The organism is Qipengyuania sp. S6317L1 (assembly GCF_023015615.1).
In the GTDB taxonomy this organism is placed as follows: Bacteria; Pseudomonadota; Alphaproteobacteria; order Sphingomonadales; family Sphingomonadaceae; genus Erythrobacter.
Genome location: NZ_JALKAJ010000002.1, coordinates 526,817 through 548,567 on the forward strand (window position 1 = coordinate 526,817; position 21,751 = coordinate 548,567).

Here is a 21,751-nt window from a genome sequence, read left to right on the forward strand (position 1 = left end):
TTGGGGGCCACGGTGGGGGCTTCTCAAGCAAATGTAGGGTAATTTATGCCGATTTTGACGAGAAAGGCCCCCAATGCCTCTAACGGACAATGCTATTCGAGCCGCTAAGCCACGGGAAAAGAACTGGAAACTGTCAGATGAGAAGGGTCTCTACCTGCTCATCACACCCAAGGGTTCGAAGCGGTGGAACATGAAGTTTCGATTCGCGGGTAAGGAGAAGAAGCTTTCCTTGGGTCTCTATCCTGATTTGAGCCTCAAAGAGGCGCGGCGTTTACGTGACGAGGCTAGAAGCGAACTCGCGCTGGGCATTGATCCGGCACGCCGAAAGCAAGAAGAGAAGGCGGCGGCCAAACTTGGTGCTGAGAACAGTTTTGAGGCGGTTGCCGAGGAATATCTCGAAAAGCGTGAGAAAGAGGGCTTGGCAGCGACAACCTTATCAAAGAACCGCTGGTTTCTAGATCAGCTGCGCCCGAGCATTGGCAAGATTCCCATTGCCGACATTACTCCACGAGAAGTGCTGCAAGCGCTCAAAAAGGTAGAGAATGCTGGGAAGCGAGAGACTGCCAATCGGATGCGCTCCTTCGCCAGCCGCGTGTTTCGCTACGCGGTGGCCACGGCACGCGCCGAGGCTGACCCTGCTCACGCTCTAAGAGGTGCGCTGGCCGCACCGGTCGTGAAGCACTTCGCTGCGATCACTGACGCGACGCGGCTGGGAGAGCTTCTAAGGGCTATCGGCGGCTACTCTGGCGAGCCAGCGACCATGATTGCTCTTAAGCTAACCCCTCATCTGTTCCAACGTCCGAGCGAAGTTCGTAAGATGCGCTGGGCGGAATTGGACTTAGACAACGCAATCTGGATCATTCCGGCCAGCCGAATGAAGCAACGACAAGACGATCACGCGGTGCCACTATCAAGACAATCGGTTGAGCTTTTGCGTTCGATGCAAAGTATCTCCAGTCACTCAGAATACGTATTTCCGTCTGCTCGCACAAAGCTGCGACCGATGTCAGAGAACGCAATCAACGGCGCGCTTAGGCGGCTGGGCTTCGCGGGGAGCGAGATGACTGCCCACGGTTTCAGAACAACGGCCAGCTCTTTGCTAAACGAGTCTGGGTGGTGGAACCCAGACGCAATTGAACGCGCACTATCTCACAAAGACAAGAACGCGGTTCGTGCAACCTACAACCGTTCGCCATACTGGAAAGAGCGCGTCGAGATGGCGCAATGGTGGAGTGATTTTCTCGATACATTGCGAGATGGTGGCGAGGTCCTTGAATTTCCGACTAGGTCTACTTCTAGATGAACTGAGGATTGTTCAGGACTGAGCGTCTAAGCTCGCTTGCGTTCAATGTTCCCCATACTTTAGCCAAGGCGACATGGCTGTTGAATGGATTAAAGCAAATCTCGCATTGAAGTATGCGTCGTTTGGCGATGACGAATACTCTGTTCGAAAGAGAATAATCGAGCGTGCTAATGCAGGATTGATTGCCGCAAAGGCGGATACACTTATTTGGGAAAGAGAAGAGCACCGCAACAACCGTATACCACCCGCATTCTGGCGAACTGATCCTTTGGACGACGATCTAGATGAAGACTGGGAACAAGGCGATTTTGAGCGCCGTTCCCGCTTTGAAATCGAAGAACAAGCATTTGGCGTCAGCTTCGACTTTGTCGCTATCTCTGAGTTGGTCCCTGCACACAGACAAGCCGACGCGATGCGCCAGATCAGCCTATCCTCTAACAAGGATTGGATCAGCGCCCGCGAGCTTCGTGAAAAGATGTATGCAAACCACAATCCAATGAAGGCTGGCAGCGCAATTATCGAAGCCTGCCAACTTGGACATCTTGCAGGCCGTGCCGAAAGAATGACAGGGGAATCATCTACAAGTCCCAGTAAGCTCGACCCTTCATCAAGATACTCGTCGATGGCTTGGGATGTGCCGCTTTGGTTTTGGCGTGAGTTTATTGATGACGGAGACGTTCAAGACTGGACCTTGAGCAAGATAAAGGGGGATGGCCGACGAGAAGGTAGGTGGATCAAAATAGTCCTCCAAGGCGTGCACTTTCATCGTTCGGGCTTGGCGAACTTGGGACTTGCGGCAGAATTAACGCCCAAGAAGGAGATGCCTAAGACCGGGCGCAAACCAACCTATGATTGGCCAAAAGCCTGCTTGGCAGTTTTCGGCGAAATACACCGGGGTAACCTTAAGCCAGAAGTCCAAGCCGATGTTGAACGCGCACTAATGTTGCACCTAAGTGACGGAGATAATGGGCCTTCTGAGAGTACGGTGAGGCCCTATGCAAAGCAAATCTGGGAAGAAGCCTGCAAGGCCTGAAATTGACCGTCTAGCAGATATTGGCCTTAGTTCGGCCTTTTCGTCCGACAATCCCGATACTTTCACAGATGAATCCCTGCATCCGCTGGCGTTCGTTGGCACCATGCAAGGACACTACGAATGGAACCTCTCCTCGTCTCGATCAATGAAGCCGCTAAGGCGCTGAACCTTGGCCGCAGTTCGATCTATGAACTGATCAAGCAAGATAAGTTGGATACCCGCAAGATGGGGCGTCGCCGCATGGTGACTACCGCTTCGATCCGCCGTTTGGTGGATGGCGAGGAATAAGGATATGCCCGCGCGCCGGGTCAACCCCAATAAGGTCAAGACCCATTACAGCTACACTGCGAGCGAGCTTGCTGATTGCTTAGGCGTTCACAAGAACACTGTGCGCAATTGGCAACGCCAAGGCTTAGAGCCGAATGACGATTGCCGCCCATATCTTTTCCAAGGCGCAGTGGTCCGCTCGTTTCTCAAGAGCCGCCGTGCCAGCCGCAAGCGTACTTGTCCTGATGGCACGCTCTTCTGTGTGTCCTGCCGAGAGCCTCGCAAGCCCGCTGATGGAATGCTGGATTATCTCCCCGTGCGCGAGACTAGCGGCAACCTGCGCGGCATTTGCGAAGTGTGTGATAGCATCATGCATCGTAGTATCCGCGAGGCAGAAATCGCGGTCAAAATGCCGGGTTGTGATGTCAAATTTCAGGAAGCCCCCTCAAGCCTAAGTGGGCGGGCTTCTCCTTCCCTAAATTGTGACTTGAAGAAGGAGGGCTAGGTCATGGCAAAACACAATGCTGCGAATGAGCGCATCAAGCGCGAATATTTTGCCTTTTTGAAAGAAGCTAAAGGCCGCGATGTGGCCACGATTGACCGGGTGGCACAATCGCTAGCACGCTTAGAAGCCTCAACGCGATACAAGGACTTCAAGCGCTTTCACAAAGAGCAAGCCGTTGCCTTCAAGAAACGGCTGACAGAGGCGGTCAACGCCAAGACCGGCGAGCGGCTTAGCAAAGCAACTGTTCAATCCATCTTGCGCGATCTGAAAGCCTTTTTTGAGTGGCTTTCACGTGAGCCAGGTTATCGCTCCCACTTGTCCTACTCTGACGCTGATTATTTCAATTTGAGCGACAAAGATAAGACGATTGCCCGCACGCCTCGTGAGAAGCGCGTGCCTTCGCTGGAGCAAGTGGGGCGGGTGTTAGCAGCCATGCCAGCCGATACGGTGATTGAGCGCCGCGACCGGGCTCTTGTGGCCCTTACGGCAATTACAGCCGCTCGGGTCAACGCGATTGCCAGCCTTTGCTTGGAGCACATTGATCTTAAGAATGGTGTGGTGAAGCAAGATGCTCGCACGGTACGTACCAAGTTTGCGAAGACCTTTGAGACCTACTTTATGCCTGTTTGCGATGGCGCTTTGGAAATGGTGTCCGACTGGGTGCGCGAGCTAAGGGAAGAGCATCTATTCGGCCCCACTGATCCGCTCTTTCCGGCCACTCAGATGGGCATTGGAGAGAATGGCGGGTTCCAGCCGACGGGCCTCGCCCGCAAGGGCTGGGCTTCGACTGGACCTATTCGTGACATCTTCCGCAAAGCCTTCGCGGCGGCTGGCTTGCCCTACTACAATCCGCACTCTTTCCGCGATATGCTGGTGCGTCATGCAATGAGCTTGAACTTGTCCATAATGGAGATGAAGGCTTGGAGCCAAAACCTCGGCCATGAAGAGGTTCTTACAACGCTGACAAGCTACGGCAAAGTGCCCGCTCACAAGCAGGGAGAATTGATTCTTGGAGCAAGCGATAGAGCCAGCCAAGGAAGTTCTGAAATGCTTTTGAGGGATCTGCAGGCTGTCCTCCAAAGGCATCGTTAGTTCGGTAGCGCATAGAATTCCGGAAAACCCTCGAAATGGACGTATCCTCTTGTTGACCCGGCGAATCAAAAGATTCATGATCTGTTCCAAAGGAGTATTCGAATGGAACTTAGCTCACTTGTGCGCATCAAGCGCGAGAACCTCGGTTTGTCACAAAAGGAGTTTTCCGAACTGCTGGGGCTAAAGCAGGGGGGCGAGCGTACTATTCGAGGATGGGAACTGGGGGAGCACGTTCCATCACCTGCTCGAAAGGCTCAAATTGAAACTTTGCCTGACATCGCGCCATTTAAGCATGAAGGTGAGGGTGAGTTCAAATTTATCGATCTGTTCGCTGGGATCGGAGGAACTCGACTTGGTTTCCAGCAGGAGAACGGCAAGTGCGTTTTTACGTCCGAATGGGACAAGTTTTCGAAGAAGACATATGCCGCAAACTTTGGCGAACTTCCTAACGGAGATATTACGCAGATTACCGCAGGATCGATCCCAGATCACGACGTACTGGTCGCGGGCTTTCCCTGCCAAGCTTTCTCAAATGCAGGTCTTAAACAAGGATTTTACGATACACGAGGAACCATGTTTTTCGAGATCCAGCGGATCTTGGCAGAAAAGCGGCCTGCAGCATTTCTTCTGGAAAACGTGAAACAGTTGCGAGGTCACGACGAGGGTAGGACGCTGCAAACTATCCTAGACATACTGAACGGGAATACGGATGCGACCGTTCCTCACAACATTCCCATGTCGGAGGAGGCTCGCGCCAGCCTATCGATTCCTTTGGACTACGAAACCGGTTTTGCCGTTCTGAGCGCAAAGGACTTCGGAGTGCCTCAGAAGAGAGAGCGCATCTATCTCGTCGGTTTCTCTCGCAGCCTATTTCCGAGTTTGTGCATGAAAGACTTTTTCGCGGACTTGCCTGGTCGGGTCACTTCCCAGCCTCTTGGCTCCGTTTTGGAAGACAACCGCTTGGTCCCCGCAAATTACACGATCTCGGACCGGTTGCTTCAGGGGCATGAAAGGCGACGTATCGAGCATGCCAGAAAGGGGAATGGATTCGGTTACTCGGTTTTCAATGCAGAAAGTCCCTACTGCAATACCATTAGCGCGCGCTATTATAAGGACGGCAGCGAGATCCTGATCGACCAGTCGGACGTCGGCCGAAATCCGAGGAAGCTGACCCCCCGCGAGTGCGCGAGGATTCAGGGCTTTCCCGAGGAATTCGTTGTCGATGCGGTCTCCGCTTCGCAGGCTTACCGGCAATTTGGAAACTCGGTCTCAGTTCCAGTCATTCGGAGCATCGCCAAGCGGATGAAAGAGTGGGCTGGCGGTAGCCTCGCGGTGCGTGCGCCGGTCGTTTGACTGACATAGTTGATAGAGAAACCCGAAGCCGGATGATGTCCGGTATTCGGGGGAAGGACACCAAACCAGAGCTGGTGGTCAGGAGGTTCTTGCATAGTCAGGGCTTCCGTTTTCGCTTGCACCGTAAAGACCTTCCTGGGCGACCAGATATTGTGCTTCCTCGATACAAAGTTGCCATTTTCGTAAACGGCTGTTTTTGGCATGGCCACCAAGACTGCAACCTATTCAAGCTGCCCAGTTCAAACACATCTTTCTGGCAAGATAAAATCAGCAAGAACCGGCTGCGGGATCGAGCAAAATGGGACGAGCTCCAACAGATCGGCTGGTCCGTCGTGGTGGTGTGGGAATGTGCTGTAGCCAAGAAGCACAGGCTATCACCCGACGCGCTGACTTCAGTTCTTGTAGGTGCTATTAGGAATCCGGCTCCATTGACACATATCAGGTCTTGATACCCGCCAAGCGATAAAAGCCGTTGTGGAATCTATTTATTGGCGGCATTTTCTCAAATCCAATTGATGAGAATCGCCAAGATTAAGTGGGGTCCGCTTGCAACAAGAATCAGACAATGCTGTCGCCGAGCTTCCAGAGCGCGTTAGCAAAAGCTTCGCAGGGCAATCCTATCGCCTCTATGCTGAGAGCTTTGAAACTACTTGGGGCTTTCGCAGCACATCGGGCAAATATTTCAAGATCTCAAACGCGGATCTTGCTGCGGCATTCCAAGACATCCTGACCAACTGGGATGAGTGGACTGGAAAGAAACTAAACCAGAACTCGATCAATCCAGACGTAACTCTAAACGACTTTTCAAAATCGAACTTTTCCGAGGGCGCGCACAAGGACCTTGCTGAGGTTCAGCGCCGAGGCTTCCTGCATCTAATCAATGCAGTTGCCTACGCCGCGAGGCATGATGATCCCTACACCTCGTCGAGGTGGCTGCATGCATTAACGAAGGAAGACTACGAGAAAGCACTCGAAGCGATTATCGAGTTGTCCGAGGAAAGTTCAAAAATATCAGGCTCTATTGGTGACGCGGAACCGTCTCCCTACAATCCCGATCGTATGACAGGTGGCAGCAATGTCCTGTTTTACGGAGCGCCTGGGACTGGCAAAAGCTACTCGGTCTGGAACCGAATTGAAAATAAGAAGCATGCCAAAGTCACTGTTTTCCACGCTGACCTTCAGAATAGTGATTTTGTCGGCACCCTAAAGCCACGTTCCGATGGCGATGCCATCACCTACTCCTTTCAGCCCGGTCCCTTCGCTGCCGCAACAACGATGGCTTGGAGCCAGCCGAGCGAAAAGATCTTTCTCGTTATTGAAGAACTTAACCGCGCTGCAGCCGCTTCGGTGTTCGGAGAGCTTTTCCAGCTGCTTGACCGTGAAGATGACGGAAGCAGCTGTTACGAAGTGGATTTCCCTTCGCCTGAATTCCGAGACTGGTTCAACGCCGAGACCGGCCTCGATCATGACAAGTTATCAATTCCAAGCAATCTCTGGATACTAGCGACGATGAATTCTGCCGATCAGGGCGTGTTCCCGCTGGATACAGCCTTTAGACGGCGATGGGAGCAGTTATATCTCCCGATACGGTACGAAGATGACTACGGGGCGGTAATAAAGATTCATGACGGAAGTACCAACCTCGATCTGCCGTGGGGAGAGTTTGTCAGGGGTCTCAACGCAATTCTGACGGATCGTCTCGATATAGAGGAAGACCGGCTGGTTGCCCCACGGTTTGTGGGAGAGTCCGAACTCGCAAATGGTCAGCTGCCGGGAAAGCTACTGATTTATCTTTGGGACGACCTTCTCCGTCATGGCGGACGTGAGGAGCTATTCCGTTCGGGGATCAAGACCTACGGCGACCTTCATGCAAAGGTTGAGAAAGGCGCAGCAATCTTCTCGGATGGCTTTCTGGCTAATCTCGCCGAGCAAGCGAAGGCAGAAGGCGAGGCGTCCGAGGTCGCGACCACGGAGGCCTGACATTGGCAATCAGGTTCCTACCCGACCGAGTGCCAAAGGCCGTTCTTTTCGCCGAGTATCCGGAGGTCGCAGAGAATCTCAGTCGAAGAAAAGCGGCCGTAATGGAAAACAGTCGGGAAACGGTCGCTTGGGTCGGAATAGCGCATGTCGATTCAGACAACTCTACGGTGTTCCTACCTCACGGTGTTTCCGAAAGCTCCGCTGGTCAAGACCGTTTCGCGGAAAAGCTGATGCGGGCCATTGTGCGTTTCGCACGAGAATACTCGCGACCCGGAGAAGGCCGCAGTAGCGAGGGACCAAATCACGCGGCTTTGCTTGCGGAACTCGCAACGGATTATCGGGAAAATGGTTTGTTCTCTCAAAGAAAGCGAATCCAGACTTCTGCCGACGGTAAGCCGGATTGGGCAAGGACGGTCAAAAGATCGATCGTTTACCCGATGGATGACGGAACACCGATCTTTCTCGATCTCAAGACTACAAAACTGTCCGCCGAGACTTCGAACTTGATAGCCATGATCCAGTCCGAGGTCTTAGCCGAAATAGACAAGAACCACGGTTGGTGGATAGCCAGCTACTTCGGCAACAGGAAGCCGCCAAAAAGAGGGGCCGCCAGAGGGCTAGCGAGATCAAAATGGATCAAGTTCCTTAGGCTGACCCTGAGAATGCTATTCGAGCAACGCGCGGTGCGACTAGTACATCTCTTGATCGACTATCTGGAAAGCAAGGCTGGTAGGGGAGCTGGTCAGACTATTTGCGGCATCTCCGATTTCTCGACGATGTGGGAAGAGATGCTGCGCAAGGCCCTCCCCAATGTCGACGAAGGGTGGAATTCAAAGCTTCCCAGAGCATACTACTATCAAAGCAATGGAAGCCGTCATGAGGGTGGGCGGATGGAGATTGACATCGTCCTGCGCAGAACGGGTCATTTCTGCATATTGGATGCGAAATACTACAAGGCTACTAGCAGCAACGTTTCGCCTGGAATGCCCGATGTCTCGAAGCAGATAATGTACCAGATGGCTTTTGAGAGCATTCAGGGCGAGGGAACTCCCCCTCCAAAGAACGCATTCATATTTCCCGCGCGGGAGACTGGAGCGGGCCCATTCCAAAGGGTTGAGATCACAGATCAAGATCCGACGAAGGCACGCCGGTTCAAGCCTGTTGATTGCCTATATGTTTCAACGGCAGAAATTATCGAGGCATATGCCGAGCGCAGGAAGATCGATGGTTCCGGCTGGCTTGACGGCCTGTTGTCGGCCGGAGCACCTGCTATTTCGTGACCAATTCTCGCACATAAGTATATCCGATTTGGGGGCTTTATTGGGGGCATTGAATTTTGAATAGAAAATTTAATGATTTCAAATCAAGTATCTATCTTACGTAATCGAGTCCTCTTCTGGCACCATCTACACATTCATCACAATTCGCTGACGGTTGCAAAAACCCCGGCAATTTGCGCAGAATGGTTAGCTTCTAGCCGCTGGCGTTCGTCAAAGTTCGCCGACGACTGGGACCAATGTAGGGGCGTCTCAATCCGATGTTGGGCAATTTATACCGATCTAGCGTGAAAGCTTCGCCTCCAAGGCCTCTAACATGCGAAGCTGTTTACGCCGCGAAGCCGCGGGAAAAGAGGTGGAAATGGTCAGACAAGATGGGGCGCTACCCACCACCATTTGGCTGGACAAGAGCGTTCAGCTAATCGTTGTACGAACGCTTTGGATCAGGTGCACATCCGCTGCCTCTGCCTGACTGTGATGATCTGATGCAGATATCGAAATATCCACCTGTCCAACAATCGTCTTCTTTTGCAGCCAAGTGAGCTGAGACTTTGGAAGCGGATACGTTCCGGAGCCAGCTCAACTTTCTCTACCTGACAGCCTGACCAGTGAACCAAACTTGCCTCCCGGTGATTGTTTGGCCTAGGCTCCCACCAGAGGTATCGTGCGTTTCAGTTCGATTGTCCGAAGCTTGCTCGCAAGGCGGCATGCGTTCGGTCCGTTCAACGCCTCACCTTGGGGGGATATGTGAGCGGCGACAATTCCATTGCGGATGCCCGGGCATCGATCTTCGTCAGCTATTCGCGAAGCGATCGCGACCGCGTTCTTCCTGTCATTACCGCGCTTTGCGATAGGGGGCATTCGGTATGGTGGGACGGTCTCCTCGAAGGCGGCGACCGTTTTTCGCAAGTAACCGAGACCGCGCTTGAAACAAGCGATGTGGTGCTCGTTGTTTGGACCAGGACCTCGATCAACTCGCATTGGGTGCGCGATGAGGCCACGCGAGGGCGCGACCGTGGGCGGATGGTGTCGGTCTCGCTCGACGGGACCGAGCCACCGCTTGGGTTTCGACAGATCCAGTATATCGACCTGTCGGGAAGCGGCGACCCTGCAAAACGCTCGCGCTTTGCCGAGGTTACAGCGGCACTCGACAAGGTCGAAGATAAGGCGGGGACGGATCTCAACTTCGGCAGCGCCGGTGTATCTTCATCGACCACCGGATTATCACGCCGCAATGCCATTTTTCTTGCTGGAGGAGGGTTTCTCGCTGCCGGGGCCGGGGTTGCCTTGTGGCGAAGCGGACTGGTGAGCGGCTCAGGAACGCCCGGCAGCGTGGCGGTGATGACCTTTGAGGACCTTACCGGAGGCCCCGGGACCGACTACCTGTCCGCCGGATTGTCAGAGGAATTGCGCGCAATTCTCAGCCGCCATCGCCAACTTGCCGTAGCGGCCCAGACCTCGTCTGATAAATTCAAGGAAAGCGACGCTACCGCTGGCGAGATTGCGTCCGCGCTCGGCGTTCAACATGTGCTTGAGGGCAGTGTCAGGAGCGAGGGCGATGAACTGCGAGTGGCAGCGCGGCTGATAGACGGGACGAGCGACCTTGATGTCTGGTCGGATGTCTTCTCGGGCCAGATCGACAATGTCCTTTCGGTGCAAAGCGAGATCGCCACGCTGGTGGTGGATTCCTTGCTCGCCAGCTTTTCTTCAGGCGAGATTGCGGGAACCGAAAGGATCGGAGGCACCGACAATCCAGAGGCGCTCAACCACTATCTTCGCGGGACAGCGCTTTACCAACAGATCAGCTCCAATCAGGCGACAGACGAAGCAGCCCTCGCCGCTCTGGATGATGCCATTGCTCTCGACCCGCAATATGCCGCAGCTCACGCATATCGTGCACGTGTCCTGACGGCGCTTGGCAATCGCTATGCGAGCGGCGAGACGCTCGCATCGTATTACGAAAGGGCGATGGAGGCAGCGCGACGGTCAATCGAGCTGGAGCCTGATTTGGCGCAGGGCTACGATTCGCTGGGTTCGGTGCTCGCCAATGGCAAGCTTGACCTCGCTTCGGCGAAACGGCCTTATGAGCGCAGTTTCGAACTCGGCTATGGCAACGCCGATATTCTCACTGGCTACACCTTTTTCGCGTCATATATTGGCGAATTTGATGACGGACGCGCGGCGATTGCACGCGCGGAACGGCTTGATCCACTCAATGCAGGTGTGTTTCGGGCAGACTCGTTTCTGGAGTTCGCGGCGCGTGATTACCCCGCAGCGGCGGCTGCGGCGCGACGGGCATTGTCGCTCACTGAAGGGATCAGCATCGCCAACCGGATTTTGGGAGATATTGCCCGATATGAGGGGCGGCTTGACGATGCGCGAGAGCTTTACGCGGTTGAGCCAAGCACGCTGTCTCGCTTGCCAAGTCTGGCAATCCTCGAGGCACAGGAGGGCAACCGCGCAGCCGCCGATCAGGCATTCGCCGAGATGGTTGACGCATTTGGCGACAACAGCCTCTACCAGCAGGCGCAGGTTCAGGCGCAGTGGGGGCAGGCACAAGAGGCCATCGCCACATTAGAGCGCGCGTTGGATGCCGGTGATGCCGGGCTGGTTCTGTCGCGCTCAGATCAAAACCTTGACCCAATTCGACACGATGCCACCTTTGTGGCTATACAAAAGAGGCTCGGATTTGAGTGAGCAAGCAAACAGGGGGATTACATGAGAAAACAATTTGCAATCGGGTCAGCAATTGCTTTGGCATTTGGTGTCGCGGCCTGCACACCGCCCGCAGAAAACGAAGGCGACAATGCGGCTGAAGAAGCGATGGAAGAGGTTGAAGAAACTGGCGCCGAAGCAGATGCGGCCATGGATGGCGAAATGATGGACGGCGAGATGACGCAAGAAGCCAGCGAGGCTGAGGGCGAAGGCGACGTTTCCACCGGCGTCGATCAAGATGGCAACCCCGTCCACGACTGATCACTTTCACAAAGCGAACAGGCCCGGAAGATTTCGTTTTTCGGGCCTTTTCGTCTGGCTCGCCATATGGGCATCGCTCGCCCTTGCACCCACCGCCCAAGCCCAATCCACGCTCTCAGCCGGCGAAAGCTATCACCGCATTGTCGCAGAGCTTTACCCTGAGGAAACAGGGGCTTTTGATAGTTTTTATGCTGGGCTCGATGCCTATGATCGCCTCGCTCTGGCACGGGTAATAGAGCGCCTTGATGCGGGCGAACTGGGAATGTTCGCTCATCTCCTGACAAACACGGACACGCCCACAGCGATCAAGACTTTGCGCTTGCTGGGCGGCTATAGCGACGAACAGCTGACCTTTGTCACGGAACTGCTCAAGGAACGCGACTATGACCGTTGGGAAGCAATCCCGCTGCTGGTTCGCAGCGAAAGCTATGCGAACGCACGCGATATGCTGCTGGGGTCCGAGGCGGAAAATCCCTGCGAATATCCGCAGGACGGAGATCTAATCGGATCCGGCGTTGACGCTGATGCCTTTGCGGTGCGCTATTGCAGCGAAGCTGAGAACAGGTTCAAGCAGACTTTTTTCAATACAAGCAGCGAATATGTCAGCCATGGGAAGCTTGCCAATGATGGAGAAATCCCCTGGCAGGTTCAATTTTCGCTTCACGGCGCAAGCACCCGTGCGCACAAGGGGCAGAGCGCGCGCGCAAGGCAGGTCGAACGGTTCGGGCGCGAGCTGATGGATTGGGAAATCAACCATACCTGCGGCGGCGTTTATCTCGGTGCGAAATTTGTTCTGACCGCTGCGCATTGTATCGGCGAACTGGCGGACACACGGTTTTTTGCTGGCCGACGCATCCATCTGGGCTCGGTAAAAATCGACGGCCAACGCAACCTTTACAAAATCAGGAATGTGCTGGTTCATGCTGATTTCAAAGGCGAGACCCTGCAGAACGATATCGCTCTCATCCAACTTGAAAAAGTGCCAACTGGGTTTCGACGCAATCTCCGATCGGTCAGACCGGCAAGAGCACCAGCACAACCCTCTGGTCGTGTTCCGCTATTGCTGAGCGGTTGGGGGTTTAACCGCCCTGCCTCCAGTTCGAACGCGATCTTTGCCTTGGACGGTCAGCGACAGGCCGCTGCCCAACCCACGCTTCTCAAGGGCGACGTTTGGGTCCAGAAAATCTCTCTGTGCAAGAACAACCGCCACTTCAGGCGCAGACAGATACAATTGTATCCGGGACAAATTTGCGTTGGTTCACCGCGGGGCATCGACAGTTGCCGCGGTGATAGTGGAGGTCCTCTGGTCAATCCACGATCCGAAGTCCTGGTCGGCCTCGTCTCGGGCAGCGCAGGGTGCGGGCTGACAGGCACGCCTTCGATTTTCACCGATGTCGGATATTACCGCGACTGGATCGACCGGGCAAAGGCCGCTGCCCCGCGCCTCAGGCAAAATCGCAAGCATCGCTTTCGATAAGAGCTTTTGCCCGAAATGGCTTTCCGGTTGTGCTCGGTCGCTGGCATGGATAGCGTCGGGTAGTTGCAAGGTAGGGGGACGTTGCGATTTCAAGTGAAGTGAAACGATCCGCTGGTCCGCAGGCCCTGTCATTACCGGTTTCGAGATTTTCGGTAGGCGTCACCGGACACCGCGAAGCGCACGCCTCTTTCCCCGATGATCCTGGCGACCTCATCGACGTCCTGCGCGCAATCACTGATCGGATCGAAACCAATCTCGCCAATATAGGGGGTGCTGATCCAAAAGGCAGGTTGCTCACGCTGCTGTCGGATGGGACGGATCACCTGGCCGCGAAACTGGCAATTGAAAGGGAGTGGGAGCTAACCGTCCCCCTCCCCTTTGGCCGAAGGCTCAATGCCGCCATCAATTCAGGTTCATCAGACCCGACGATCCTTCGCTCGATACTTTCGGGCAATGTTCCATCCCATCCTGAAATAGCGCAGAAGATCGCAACAATCGAAAAACTTGCCGAGCAAAGTGCGCTGTTCGAATTGGCCGATGATGACGCAAAGATCGAACGACTTCTTCTCGAAGCTGTTGATGATCCGGGGAGCCAGACTGCTCAGAACGCATTTGCCACCGCCACCGCGCTGCGCGCTGCGCTTGCGGGGCAAATCCTGATTGAGCAAGCCGATGTCCTCATCGCCGTTTGGGATGGGCAATCGACCGCCAATATCGGTGGGACCGGGCACACCGCCCTGAGCGCTCTGGAACGCGGAGTGCCCGTGATCTGGATTGACCCGATGAGCCCGGATGCCTGGAACCTCCTCACCACTCCCGAAGAACTGTTCGGGACCTCGAAAATTAAGCAAAGTGATGCTGTGACCGCCCGTCTGGACCGCTTGGTCGCGCAGGCTTCAGCTGGTTTCGATACCAAGACAAGCGCAATGCTCGGCAGCCTGAAACTGCGGGAAAAAAGCAGCCTTTCAGCCCACGCTTTCCGGCGCGTCGAGGCGCTTTTTGGGGAGCGCAAATTTGCGCGCAAGCTCGGCTCTATTCGGCAGAATTATGAACAACCCGCCGAGGTCGCAAACGGAAGCGGCAAATCGGTCATCACAGCGATCGCATCATTCACACCCGAAAATAAACGGTTCTCACAAAAGGTTAGCTCGCTGATTTTGCAGCGGCACATCTGGCTCGATGGGATAGCCTCGCATTTTTCCGACCGTCACCGTTCAGGCATGATCATCAATTTTCTTCTGGGCGCCGCTGCGATCATTGTCGGCGTGCTTTACCTGCCCCTGGTCGACCCTGAGCAAAAATGGATGTTTGCCGCAGCCGAGCTGGCTCTTCTTCTCGCGATTGTGTTGAACACCTCAATCGGACGCAAGCGCGAATTGCACAGCCGCTGGTTCGAGACCCGGCGCGCTGCTGAATATCTGCGTCACAATCCGATCCTGGCAAGCTTGGGCGTTGCCCGGTCCAAAGGCGAATGGCCACAAACCATGGGCACGTCATGGCCCGAAAGACTTGCCCGGAGTGTCTCACGCGAAGTCAGCTTGCCCGAGGCGCGCGTCGACGAAGATTATCTGAGAAGAGCCCTCGGCGCACTTCGCGATCACCATATAGATGCCCAGCGTCGCTACCATCATGACAAATCGCAATTTCTCGAGCGCGTTCATCACGGGCTCGACCACTTGTCAGAACGCCTGTTTGCAGGTGCGATATTTGTTGTTGCGACCTTTCTTGTCCTTACCGCGGCAAGCCAGTTGGGCTGGGTGAGTGCGGCGCTGGTAACCGGCACGGCAAAATGGTTTACCGTCCTCGCAGTTGCATTGCCGACGCTCGGCGGCGCGCTTGCGGGCATGCGCTACTTTGGCGATTTTGAACGCTTTGCAGAAATTTCGGCAGTGACGCAGGCAAAGCTTGACGTTGTAGCGGCACGGATCGACATCTTGCTGGCCACTGCGCAAGGCGCGGTCACATACGATAAGGTTGCCGATATTGCCCGCGCAACCGATCAGATTGTTTTCGACGAAATTCAAAGCTGGCAGTCGGTCTTCAGCAGCAAGATCCTGACCGTTCCGGCCTGAAAAACTGGGCCGATCCTTCTCCTCGAAAAATCACGGAAACTGATCGCTTGCGCTTTGCGAAACCACGCGCGCCAGGGCACGCCTCGATGCGATTTGCGAACTGGCCCGACTACATAGATCTGCGAAATTCATTTGGAACGATCGTCGTGCCCGCCCCTAAGCAAAGTATCGACAACGCAGGAGATTACACATGCTTAACTGGGCAATCGCATTCATCGTTTTGGCAATCATAGCAGCCGTTCTCGGCTTTGGTGGCCTGGCCGGTGCAGCGACCAATATCGCTTACATTCTCTTCGTTGTTTTTCTTATTCTCGCAGTCGTGAGCTTTTTGCGCCGCGCTGCATAATCCGCGTCCCGGTCGCGAACGCGATCAACCGCGTATCGTCAATCCACGCGGTCGGGACAACCTACCCAGTTAAAAGGAGATCACCATGGCAATCGCCACACTCAAAGACGTTTACATCGACCAACTTCAGGACCTCTACAGTGCCTGTTCGCAGAGCAAGAGCATGACCGACAAGCTTGCCGAGGCAGCGACCAATCAGGAATTGAAAGACGCACTCAAAGCAGGCTCGAGCGGTATTGTTTCGGGCATGGGTGTTGCGACCGATATCGCTCGTTCGCACAACGCCGAACCAACCGACGAGTTCTGCAAAGGCATGGAAGGCCTTGTCAAAGAAGCGAAGGCCCACGCGCTTGACGCCGAGTTCACTGACGATGACGCACGCGATGCAATGATTATCACCCAGTATCAGCGAATGGCACACTACGCGATTGCGGGTTGGGGCTGCTTGGTAGCCTTTGCCGGTCGTCTTGGACTTCAGGACGAAGCAAAGCGTCTGCAGGAATGTCTCGACGAAACCTATGGTGGTGACCAACGTATGACGCGCATCGCCACAGGCGAAGTCAACAAGGCGGCAGCTGCATAAACCGGCAAACCGATCTTAGCTGCGATGCCGGGTTATGGCTTGGCGCTGCGGCTTGTCGAAACAATTCGATTTCTCAAAGCCCTGCTCCACACTGATGGAGGCAGGGCTTTTTGCCGGGTACAACCTACCGCCAACGCTTCGTGATGTAGGGGGGGCAAGCGTGCCATCGCAGCGGCCAATGCGACTTTGCTTCGAAAAATTCGCAAGCCGAGCATCAAACTTCTCGGAACAAACTTCGTTCTCGAGCGCTGTATCTTGCAGTTCTTACAACTGTGAACAGCGAGATTTCAATGACGCCTAGCCTCAATTCCAATGCAGAGTCTCACCCCCTTATGAAGAGCGCTGTTTCGGCCTCTCACAGCGAGGCCCTGCTTGAAAAAGAGGTGAAGTCCACCGACCGGCAACGTCACTCCTGGTCGAAGGCTGATCTTAAACCAGCCAAACGCAAACCCGTTTCCACGCGGGCTTTCAAACGCCAGATGGTGTCAGCACAAGATCCCTTGAGGAAGTTTGCGCTTCGCCTTTGTGGGCGCGAAGACATGGCAGAAGACCTTGTGCAAGAGACCCTGCTTAAAGCCTGGCAGGCTCGCGAGCAGTTCAAGCCAGGCAGCAAGTTTTTGAGCTGGGCTTTCACCATTTTGCGCAACACCTGGATCAACCAGCTGCGCAGGGGCAAAAAGTTCGTACCTGACTATGATGAACAGGCCGCCGAACAAATGCTGTCCGCGCCGGCATCGCAAACGACCACGTTCAATCTCGCTGACTTGCAGCGGGCAATGTCCGAATTGCCGACAGATCAACTGGAAGCCGCGCTCTTGGTGGGCCCAGGAGATCTTACCTATGACGAGGCAGCAGAAATTCTCGGGTGCGCGCCAGGCACAGTGAAGAGCCGGGTTTCACGCGCTCGTACTACTTTGGGCGATATCTTTGAAAGTGGCCGGGTTAAAATGCCGCTGGCCGATACTGAAGATGCGACAAACATCGCAGAAACCTTCGTTGCTGCGGTCAAAACGGTCGAAGAAGGTGGAAACATCGAAGACGTGCTCAATCTGGATCAGGCTTCGCCTGCCTGAACCGATGGAAAAGTCGGGGCCGCTAGCAATTTATAGCATGGCGCCCCTATACAGATGCCATGTTGCATGGCCCAGCACGGGCAGAGCAATAAACAGGCCAAGAAACGCAGGGATCATTGCTATAAAAAGCAGCGCGCCGATGCACGAAGCCCAGACCAGCAACACTGCGAAGTTTGACCTGACAACAGCAAGACTTGTGAATATCGCCGTGAGGACATCCACCTCCCGATCGACAAGCATGGGAAGGCTGAAAACGGTAGTGGCGAAAAAGCCTAGCGCGATAATCGCGCCGAAAATGCTTCCGACACCCATCATTGCAAGCCCTGCGCCAGTGAGCAGAAAGCCTAGCGATTCAGACCCCGCCCCTGCTTCGACGAGGAAGATCGAAAAGATCAGGTGAGCGATAATCACCCAGAATCCAAAGCCTACGAAAATGAGTACACCCAAGCTGAGAATTTGGTCGTCGTTGCGCGTTCGTATCGCGCCAAGAACCGCTTTCCAGCCAATGGGGATGGCCTGCTCCTTCCGGCGACTGACCTCGTAGAGGCCAACCGCCGTGAACGGAGCAAGAAGCGGAAAGCCCGCTGCGGCCGGGATCAGCCACGACACCTCGCCGCGTGCAAGCAGGAGATAGGTGAGAACTATTCCGGAGGCTGCAAAAAGTCCTCCAAAAAAGAGCCCATATTGCGGCTTGGCCAGAAAATCAGCCCACCCCAAACGCAGCGCCGCCCGCAAATCAGCGGTCGTCAGGCCGCTTTTGCCATGAAGCAATGCTCCGTCCGATTGGCTGACTTTGGCCATATGCCGCTCTCCCTACCCCGCTGCGAGCTTGTCATCTCAAGTGGGCGCTCATCAAAAGCGGTAGGATACACCCGCGCTGACAACCCACGGGTCCAGCTTGTGGTCGGTTTCAAGCACCACCGTATTGCCCGCGCTCACCTGAAGCGTCGTATCGATGAAATAACGCTTTGCATCGAAAGTGATCCCAAGCCCGCTATCGTTCACCGGAATATCGACGCCGGCTTGCAGCACGAGGCCAAATTCGTTTGAAAGATCGGCGTCGGTCGCGCCCAGCGGCACAATGCCTGCGCCAGGTTTGTCCTGCAGCCAGATAAAGTAGGCGCCACCTGCCCCTACGTAAGGCTTCACCCCGCCCAGATCGAAATGCGCCTTGGCGGTAACGGTTGCTGGCAGAAGCAGCGCGTTTGAGACGACCTCGGTGCCAGCCGGTAGGCCCGAAACAGCATCGACATCGTGCTGGGTGGTGCCTGCGATGGTTTCGATCGAGAAGTTTTCAGAGACGAAATACTCAATCGCGATAGTCGGCACGAAGTTGTCATTGGCCGCGGTATCGGTGCCCGCGGGCAAGCCAACCGCATCGGTCACGACGTCCTCGATGCCGCCATCCGGCGCAACGAGCGTGCCCACCACTTTAACCTGAAAATCGCCGGCTTCTTGTGCCAGAGCAGGTGAGCTTACACACGCCATTGCAACTGTTGCGGCGCCAAAAAGTACTCTCTTCATTTATCAAATCCCTGATTAAGCTTGAAAATTAGGAAGGGGGCTGGTCCTGCAAACTACTCAATTGCGCTTCGGGATCGTCAGCCAGGTGGACTGCCGAAAGGCCTAAGCCGCCTGCAATTCCGCTGAATTCTCTGTCGCCTCGTTCCCATCAACAGCAGTGGCCACCCATCGCGGCCCAGGATGTTTGCTGTTGAGGACCCGAATAAAGCTGCACAAATTCGACAGCATTGATTCAGATCAATGTGAGGCGCACAAACTCACCTCAAAAGTCATGGTGCAATGTTGGCGGATTTTGCCAGCACGACTGATATCGAGGGCATCAGGCCATGACTTTCCCAGACTTGTTCGAGCGCTTTGCCACAGGGGTTCTGCCGCTCGACATCTCAGATGCGATCCATCTCAAATTTCAATCCGTCGCCCGCTATGCGAGCGCGCGCGAAGGCGATGCACCCTTTCAAGGTGCGGGGCTCGACCAGATTATTTTTGTAGCGCGCGGGAGCACCAAGCTTGTGGCGCAGGCCTCGCAAGGGCGCGAACAAATCGTCGCTTTCAACTTCGACGGGGATCTGGTTTCCGTGCCAGCAAAAGCGGCGCACTCATATTCGCTGATCGCGCTCGAAGACTGCGAGCTTATCTACTTTCCGGCAAACGAATTTTTCCAGTTGGCCGGTGAAGAGACGGTGCTCGTTTACGACATGCTCGAGCGCGCATTGAAAGCGCTTGCGAGATGCCGGGAAAAGACCATCGCGCTCGGACGCAAAACCGCAGGAGAGCGCATTGCCGGCTTCATTCTCTCTATGGCTGACCGGATCGGGACCAAAACGCATGACGGCATTGCGATCGTCCTGCCCATGTCGCGCCGCGACATCGCCGATAGCCTTGGACTCACCATCGAGACCGTCAGTCGCCAGTTGACCGAACTGCGCAGCGCCAATGTGATTGAAACACCGGGCCGGTCGCAAGTGCTGCTGCGCGATGTTGCCGCACTCAAATCGCGAGCGGGACACATACAGGAAGCCGCCTGAACGGATTTTTGGAAGTTGATGCAAATCATCGAGCCCAGTCCGGCCATTTGCTCCATCCAGCCGGTCTGAATTCACAAGGGCTGGCCTGAACAAAAATGCCTCGCATCCGCCCCAGTTTGATTTGAGTCAAATACGCGGACCTTCGGCTTCACCAAAAGATCATCAGATCAACAAGGGATCAACAACATGGAAGCTGTCCTTAGTCGGCTGGGCCTCTACGCGCTCACCCTACTCGCTGTAATTGCGGCTATCGCTGGTGCACAGGACACCGGCTTTGCCGTTCATATGGGTATTATCGGCCTTGTGCTTGTCATCATGATGGTGGCAACGCTCGGCGCGTTCGACCCGCTTGCCAAAGCGCAAAGCATTTTCAGAATGCCCTCCGGACCTGAACGATACGACGACGATGTTGTGCGCTGGGGTGTCATTGCAACGATGTTCTGGGGCCTTGCTGGCCTGCTTGCTGGCGTGTTTATCGCAGCGCAGCTAGCTTTTCCCTGGTTGAATTTTGAACCCTACTTGAACTTTGGCCGGGTTCGCCCGCTGCACACTTCGGCGGTCATTTTTGCCTTTGGCGGAAACGCATTGATCGCGACCAGCTTCTACGTCGTTCAGCGCACTTGCCGCACGACGCTGGCGCTGCCTGGCCTCGCCCGCTTTGTATTCTGGGGTTATCAGCTTTTCATCGTGCTGGCGGCGACCGGATACTTGCTCGGCGTTACGCAATCGAAAGAATATGCCGAACCCGAATGGTATGTCGATTTGTGGCTCACCATTGTCTGGGTCGCCTATCTGGCTGTGTTTGTGGGCACGCTTCTGAAGCGTAAAGAGCCGCACATCTACGTTGCTAACTGGTTCTATCTCGCCTTCATCATCACGGTGGCGATGCTGCACGTGGTGAACAACCTCTCCATGCCGGTCAGTCTTCTGGGATCGCGCAGCTATTCTGCCTTTGCGGGCGTCCAGGATGCTCTGACGCAGTGGTGGTATGGCCACAATGCGGTGGGCTTCTTCCTGACCGCAGGCTTCCTGGCGATGATGTATTACTTCGTCCCCAAGCAGGCGAACCGTCCGGTTTACTCTTACCGTTTGTCGATCATCCACTTCTGGTCGCTGATCTTCCTGTATATCTGGGCGGGTCCTCACCACCTCCACTACACCGCGCTTCCCGACTGGGCGCAGACCCTTGGCATGGTGTTTTCGATCATGCTGTGGATGCCGAGCTGGGGCGGGATGATCAACGGCCTGATGACGCTCAATGGCGCATGGGACAAAATCCGCACCGACCCGATTATCCGCATGATGGTCATGGCGCTCGCCTTCTACGGCATGAGCACTTTCGAAGGGCCGATGCTGTCGATCAAGGCGGTGAACTCGCTCTCGCACTACACCGACTGGACGATTGGCCACGTGCACTCCGGCGCGCTTGGATGGAATGGCATGATTACCTTTGCCTGTGTCTACTTCCTCGTGCCCAAGCTCTGGAAGAAAGAGCGTCTCTATTCGCTTCGCATGATCAATTGGCACTTCTGGCTCGCGACCCTTGGCATCGTTCTTTACGCCGCCAGCATGTGGGTCGCCGGGATCACGCAAGGGTTGATGTGGCGCGAATATGGCGCGGACGGATATCTGGTGAACAGCTTCGTCGACAGCGTCGCAGCGCTTCACCCGATGTATCTGATGCGCGCTGCTGGCGGCCTTCTCTACCTCTCGGGTGCGGTCATCATGTCCTACAACATCTGGATGACGATCGCTGGATACCAGCGCGCCGAAGCCCCGATGAGCGACATGGAATATGACGAAGAAGCGGATCGTCCGCTGCCACCGCATGGCGCCCGACCTCAAGCCGAACCAGCAGAATAAGG

General features: G+C 55.1%; 19 protein-coding genes. 17 read left to right on the forward strand and 2 right to left on the reverse strand.

Annotated features, from left to right (window positions below):
- Positions 1-73 precede the first annotated feature (73 nt).
- The 15 genes from MWU38_RS03860 (at position 74) to MWU38_RS03930 (ending at position 17,337) form a co-directional block, all read left to right on the forward strand.
- A complete protein-coding gene (locus MWU38_RS03860; protein WP_247270510.1) occupies positions 74-1,303 on the forward strand; it encodes an integrase arm-type DNA-binding domain-containing protein in 1,230 nt (409 codons plus the stop codon).
- 73 nt (positions 1,304-1,376) lie between these two features.
- Positions 1,377-2,336 (forward strand): hypothetical protein, encoded by a 960-nt coding sequence (locus MWU38_RS03865; protein WP_247270511.1) that lies wholly within the window; start codon positions 1,377-1,379, stop codon positions 2,334-2,336.
- A 120-nt stretch (positions 2,337-2,456) separates the two neighbouring features.
- Entirely contained in the window at positions 2,457-2,624 is a 168-nt protein-coding gene (locus MWU38_RS03870) for a helix-turn-helix domain-containing protein (RefSeq protein WP_247270512.1), read from the forward strand.
- A gap of 487 nt (positions 2,625-3,111) precedes the next feature.
- A complete protein-coding gene (locus MWU38_RS03875; RefSeq protein ID WP_247270513.1) occupies positions 3,112-4,200 on the forward strand; it encodes a site-specific integrase in 1,089 nt (362 codons plus the stop codon).
- Positions 4,201-4,302: 102 nt separating this feature from the next.
- Positions 4,303-5,553 carry a DNA (cytosine-5-)-methyltransferase gene (dcm, locus tag MWU38_RS03880; protein WP_247270514.1) on the forward strand — a complete coding sequence of 417 codons (1,251 nt, stop codon included), beginning with the start codon at positions 4,303-4,305 and terminating at the stop codon, positions 5,551-5,553.
- Positions 5,550-6,002 carry a DNA mismatch endonuclease Vsr gene (vsr, locus tag MWU38_RS03885; RefSeq protein ID WP_281494511.1) on the forward strand — a complete coding sequence of 151 codons (453 nt, stop codon included), beginning with the start codon at positions 5,550-5,552 and terminating at the stop codon, positions 6,000-6,002. Before dcm ends, vsr begins: the two co-directional genes overlap by 4 nt.
- Positions 6,003-6,099: 97 nt before the next feature.
- Positions 6,100-7,533: an AAA family ATPase gene (locus MWU38_RS03890; RefSeq protein WP_247270515.1), complete on the forward strand. Its 1,434-nt coding sequence runs from the start codon at positions 6,100-6,102 to the stop codon at positions 7,531-7,533.
- 29 nt (positions 7,534-7,562) lie between these two features.
- Complete coding sequence (locus MWU38_RS03895) at positions 7,563-8,813, forward strand: LlaJI family restriction endonuclease (protein WP_247270516.1); 1,251 nt, start codon at positions 7,563-7,565, stop codon at positions 8,811-8,813.
- Between the two features lie 744 nt (positions 8,814-9,557).
- Positions 9,558-11,507 carry a TIR domain-containing protein gene (locus tag MWU38_RS03900; RefSeq protein WP_247270517.1) on the forward strand — a complete coding sequence of 650 codons (1,950 nt, stop codon included), beginning with the start codon at positions 9,558-9,560 and terminating at the stop codon, positions 11,505-11,507.
- 21 nt (positions 11,508-11,528) lie between these two features.
- On the forward strand, positions 11,529-11,786 hold the full coding sequence (locus MWU38_RS03905) for a hypothetical protein (protein WP_247270518.1): 258 nt from the start codon (positions 11,529-11,531) through the stop codon (positions 11,784-11,786).
- Positions 11,764-13,263, forward strand: coding sequence for a serine protease (locus tag MWU38_RS03910; RefSeq protein WP_247270519.1), 1,500 nt, complete (start codon positions 11,764-11,766; stop codon positions 13,261-13,263). The genes MWU38_RS03905 and MWU38_RS03910 overlap by 23 nt, the downstream gene beginning before the upstream one ends.
- Before the next feature lie 98 nt (positions 13,264-13,361).
- Complete coding sequence (locus tag MWU38_RS03915) at positions 13,362-15,335, forward strand: hypothetical protein (RefSeq protein WP_247270520.1); 1,974 nt, start codon at positions 13,362-13,364, stop codon at positions 15,333-15,335.
- Between the two features lie 190 nt (positions 15,336-15,525).
- Positions 15,526-15,681: a DUF1328 domain-containing protein gene (locus MWU38_RS03920; RefSeq protein WP_247270521.1), complete on the forward strand. Its 156-nt coding sequence runs from the start codon at positions 15,526-15,528 to the stop codon at positions 15,679-15,681.
- An 85-nt stretch (positions 15,682-15,766) separates the two neighbouring features.
- Positions 15,767-16,264, forward strand: a complete 498-nt coding sequence (locus MWU38_RS03925; RefSeq protein ID WP_247270522.1) for a DUF892 family protein — start codon at positions 15,767-15,769, stop codon at positions 16,262-16,264.
- A gap of 332 nt (positions 16,265-16,596) precedes the next feature.
- A complete protein-coding gene (locus MWU38_RS03930; protein WP_247270523.1) occupies positions 16,597-17,337 on the forward strand; it encodes a sigma-70 family RNA polymerase sigma factor in 741 nt (246 codons plus the stop codon).
- Positions 17,338-17,367: 30 nt separating this feature from the next.
- On the opposite strand, the gene MWU38_RS03935 is transcribed toward MWU38_RS03930, so the two are convergent.
- Complete coding sequence (locus MWU38_RS03935; RefSeq protein ID WP_247270524.1) at positions 17,368-18,138, reverse strand: DUF2189 domain-containing protein; 771 nt, start codon at positions 18,136-18,138, stop codon at positions 17,368-17,370.
- Positions 18,139-18,189: 51 nt separating this feature from the next.
- Positions 18,190-18,861: an OmpW family outer membrane protein gene (locus MWU38_RS03940; RefSeq protein WP_247270525.1), complete on the reverse strand. Its 672-nt coding sequence runs from the start codon at positions 18,859-18,861 to the stop codon at positions 18,190-18,192.
- A gap of 326 nt (positions 18,862-19,187) precedes the next feature.
- On the opposite strand from MWU38_RS03940, the gene MWU38_RS03945 reads away from it, so the two are divergent.
- Together MWU38_RS03945 and ccoN are read left to right on the forward strand one after the other, a co-directional pair.
- Positions 19,188-19,886, forward strand: a complete 699-nt coding sequence (locus MWU38_RS03945; RefSeq protein WP_247270526.1) for a Crp/Fnr family transcriptional regulator — start codon at positions 19,188-19,190, stop codon at positions 19,884-19,886.
- 186 nt (positions 19,887-20,072) lie between these two features.
- The gene (gene ccoN, locus MWU38_RS03950; RefSeq protein WP_247270527.1) at positions 20,073-21,749 is read left to right on the forward strand and encodes a cytochrome-c oxidase, cbb3-type subunit I; all 1,677 of its coding nucleotides are present in this window, start codon (positions 20,073-20,075) and stop codon (positions 21,747-21,749) included.
- The last annotated feature ends 2 nt before the right edge of the window (positions 21,750-21,751 follow it).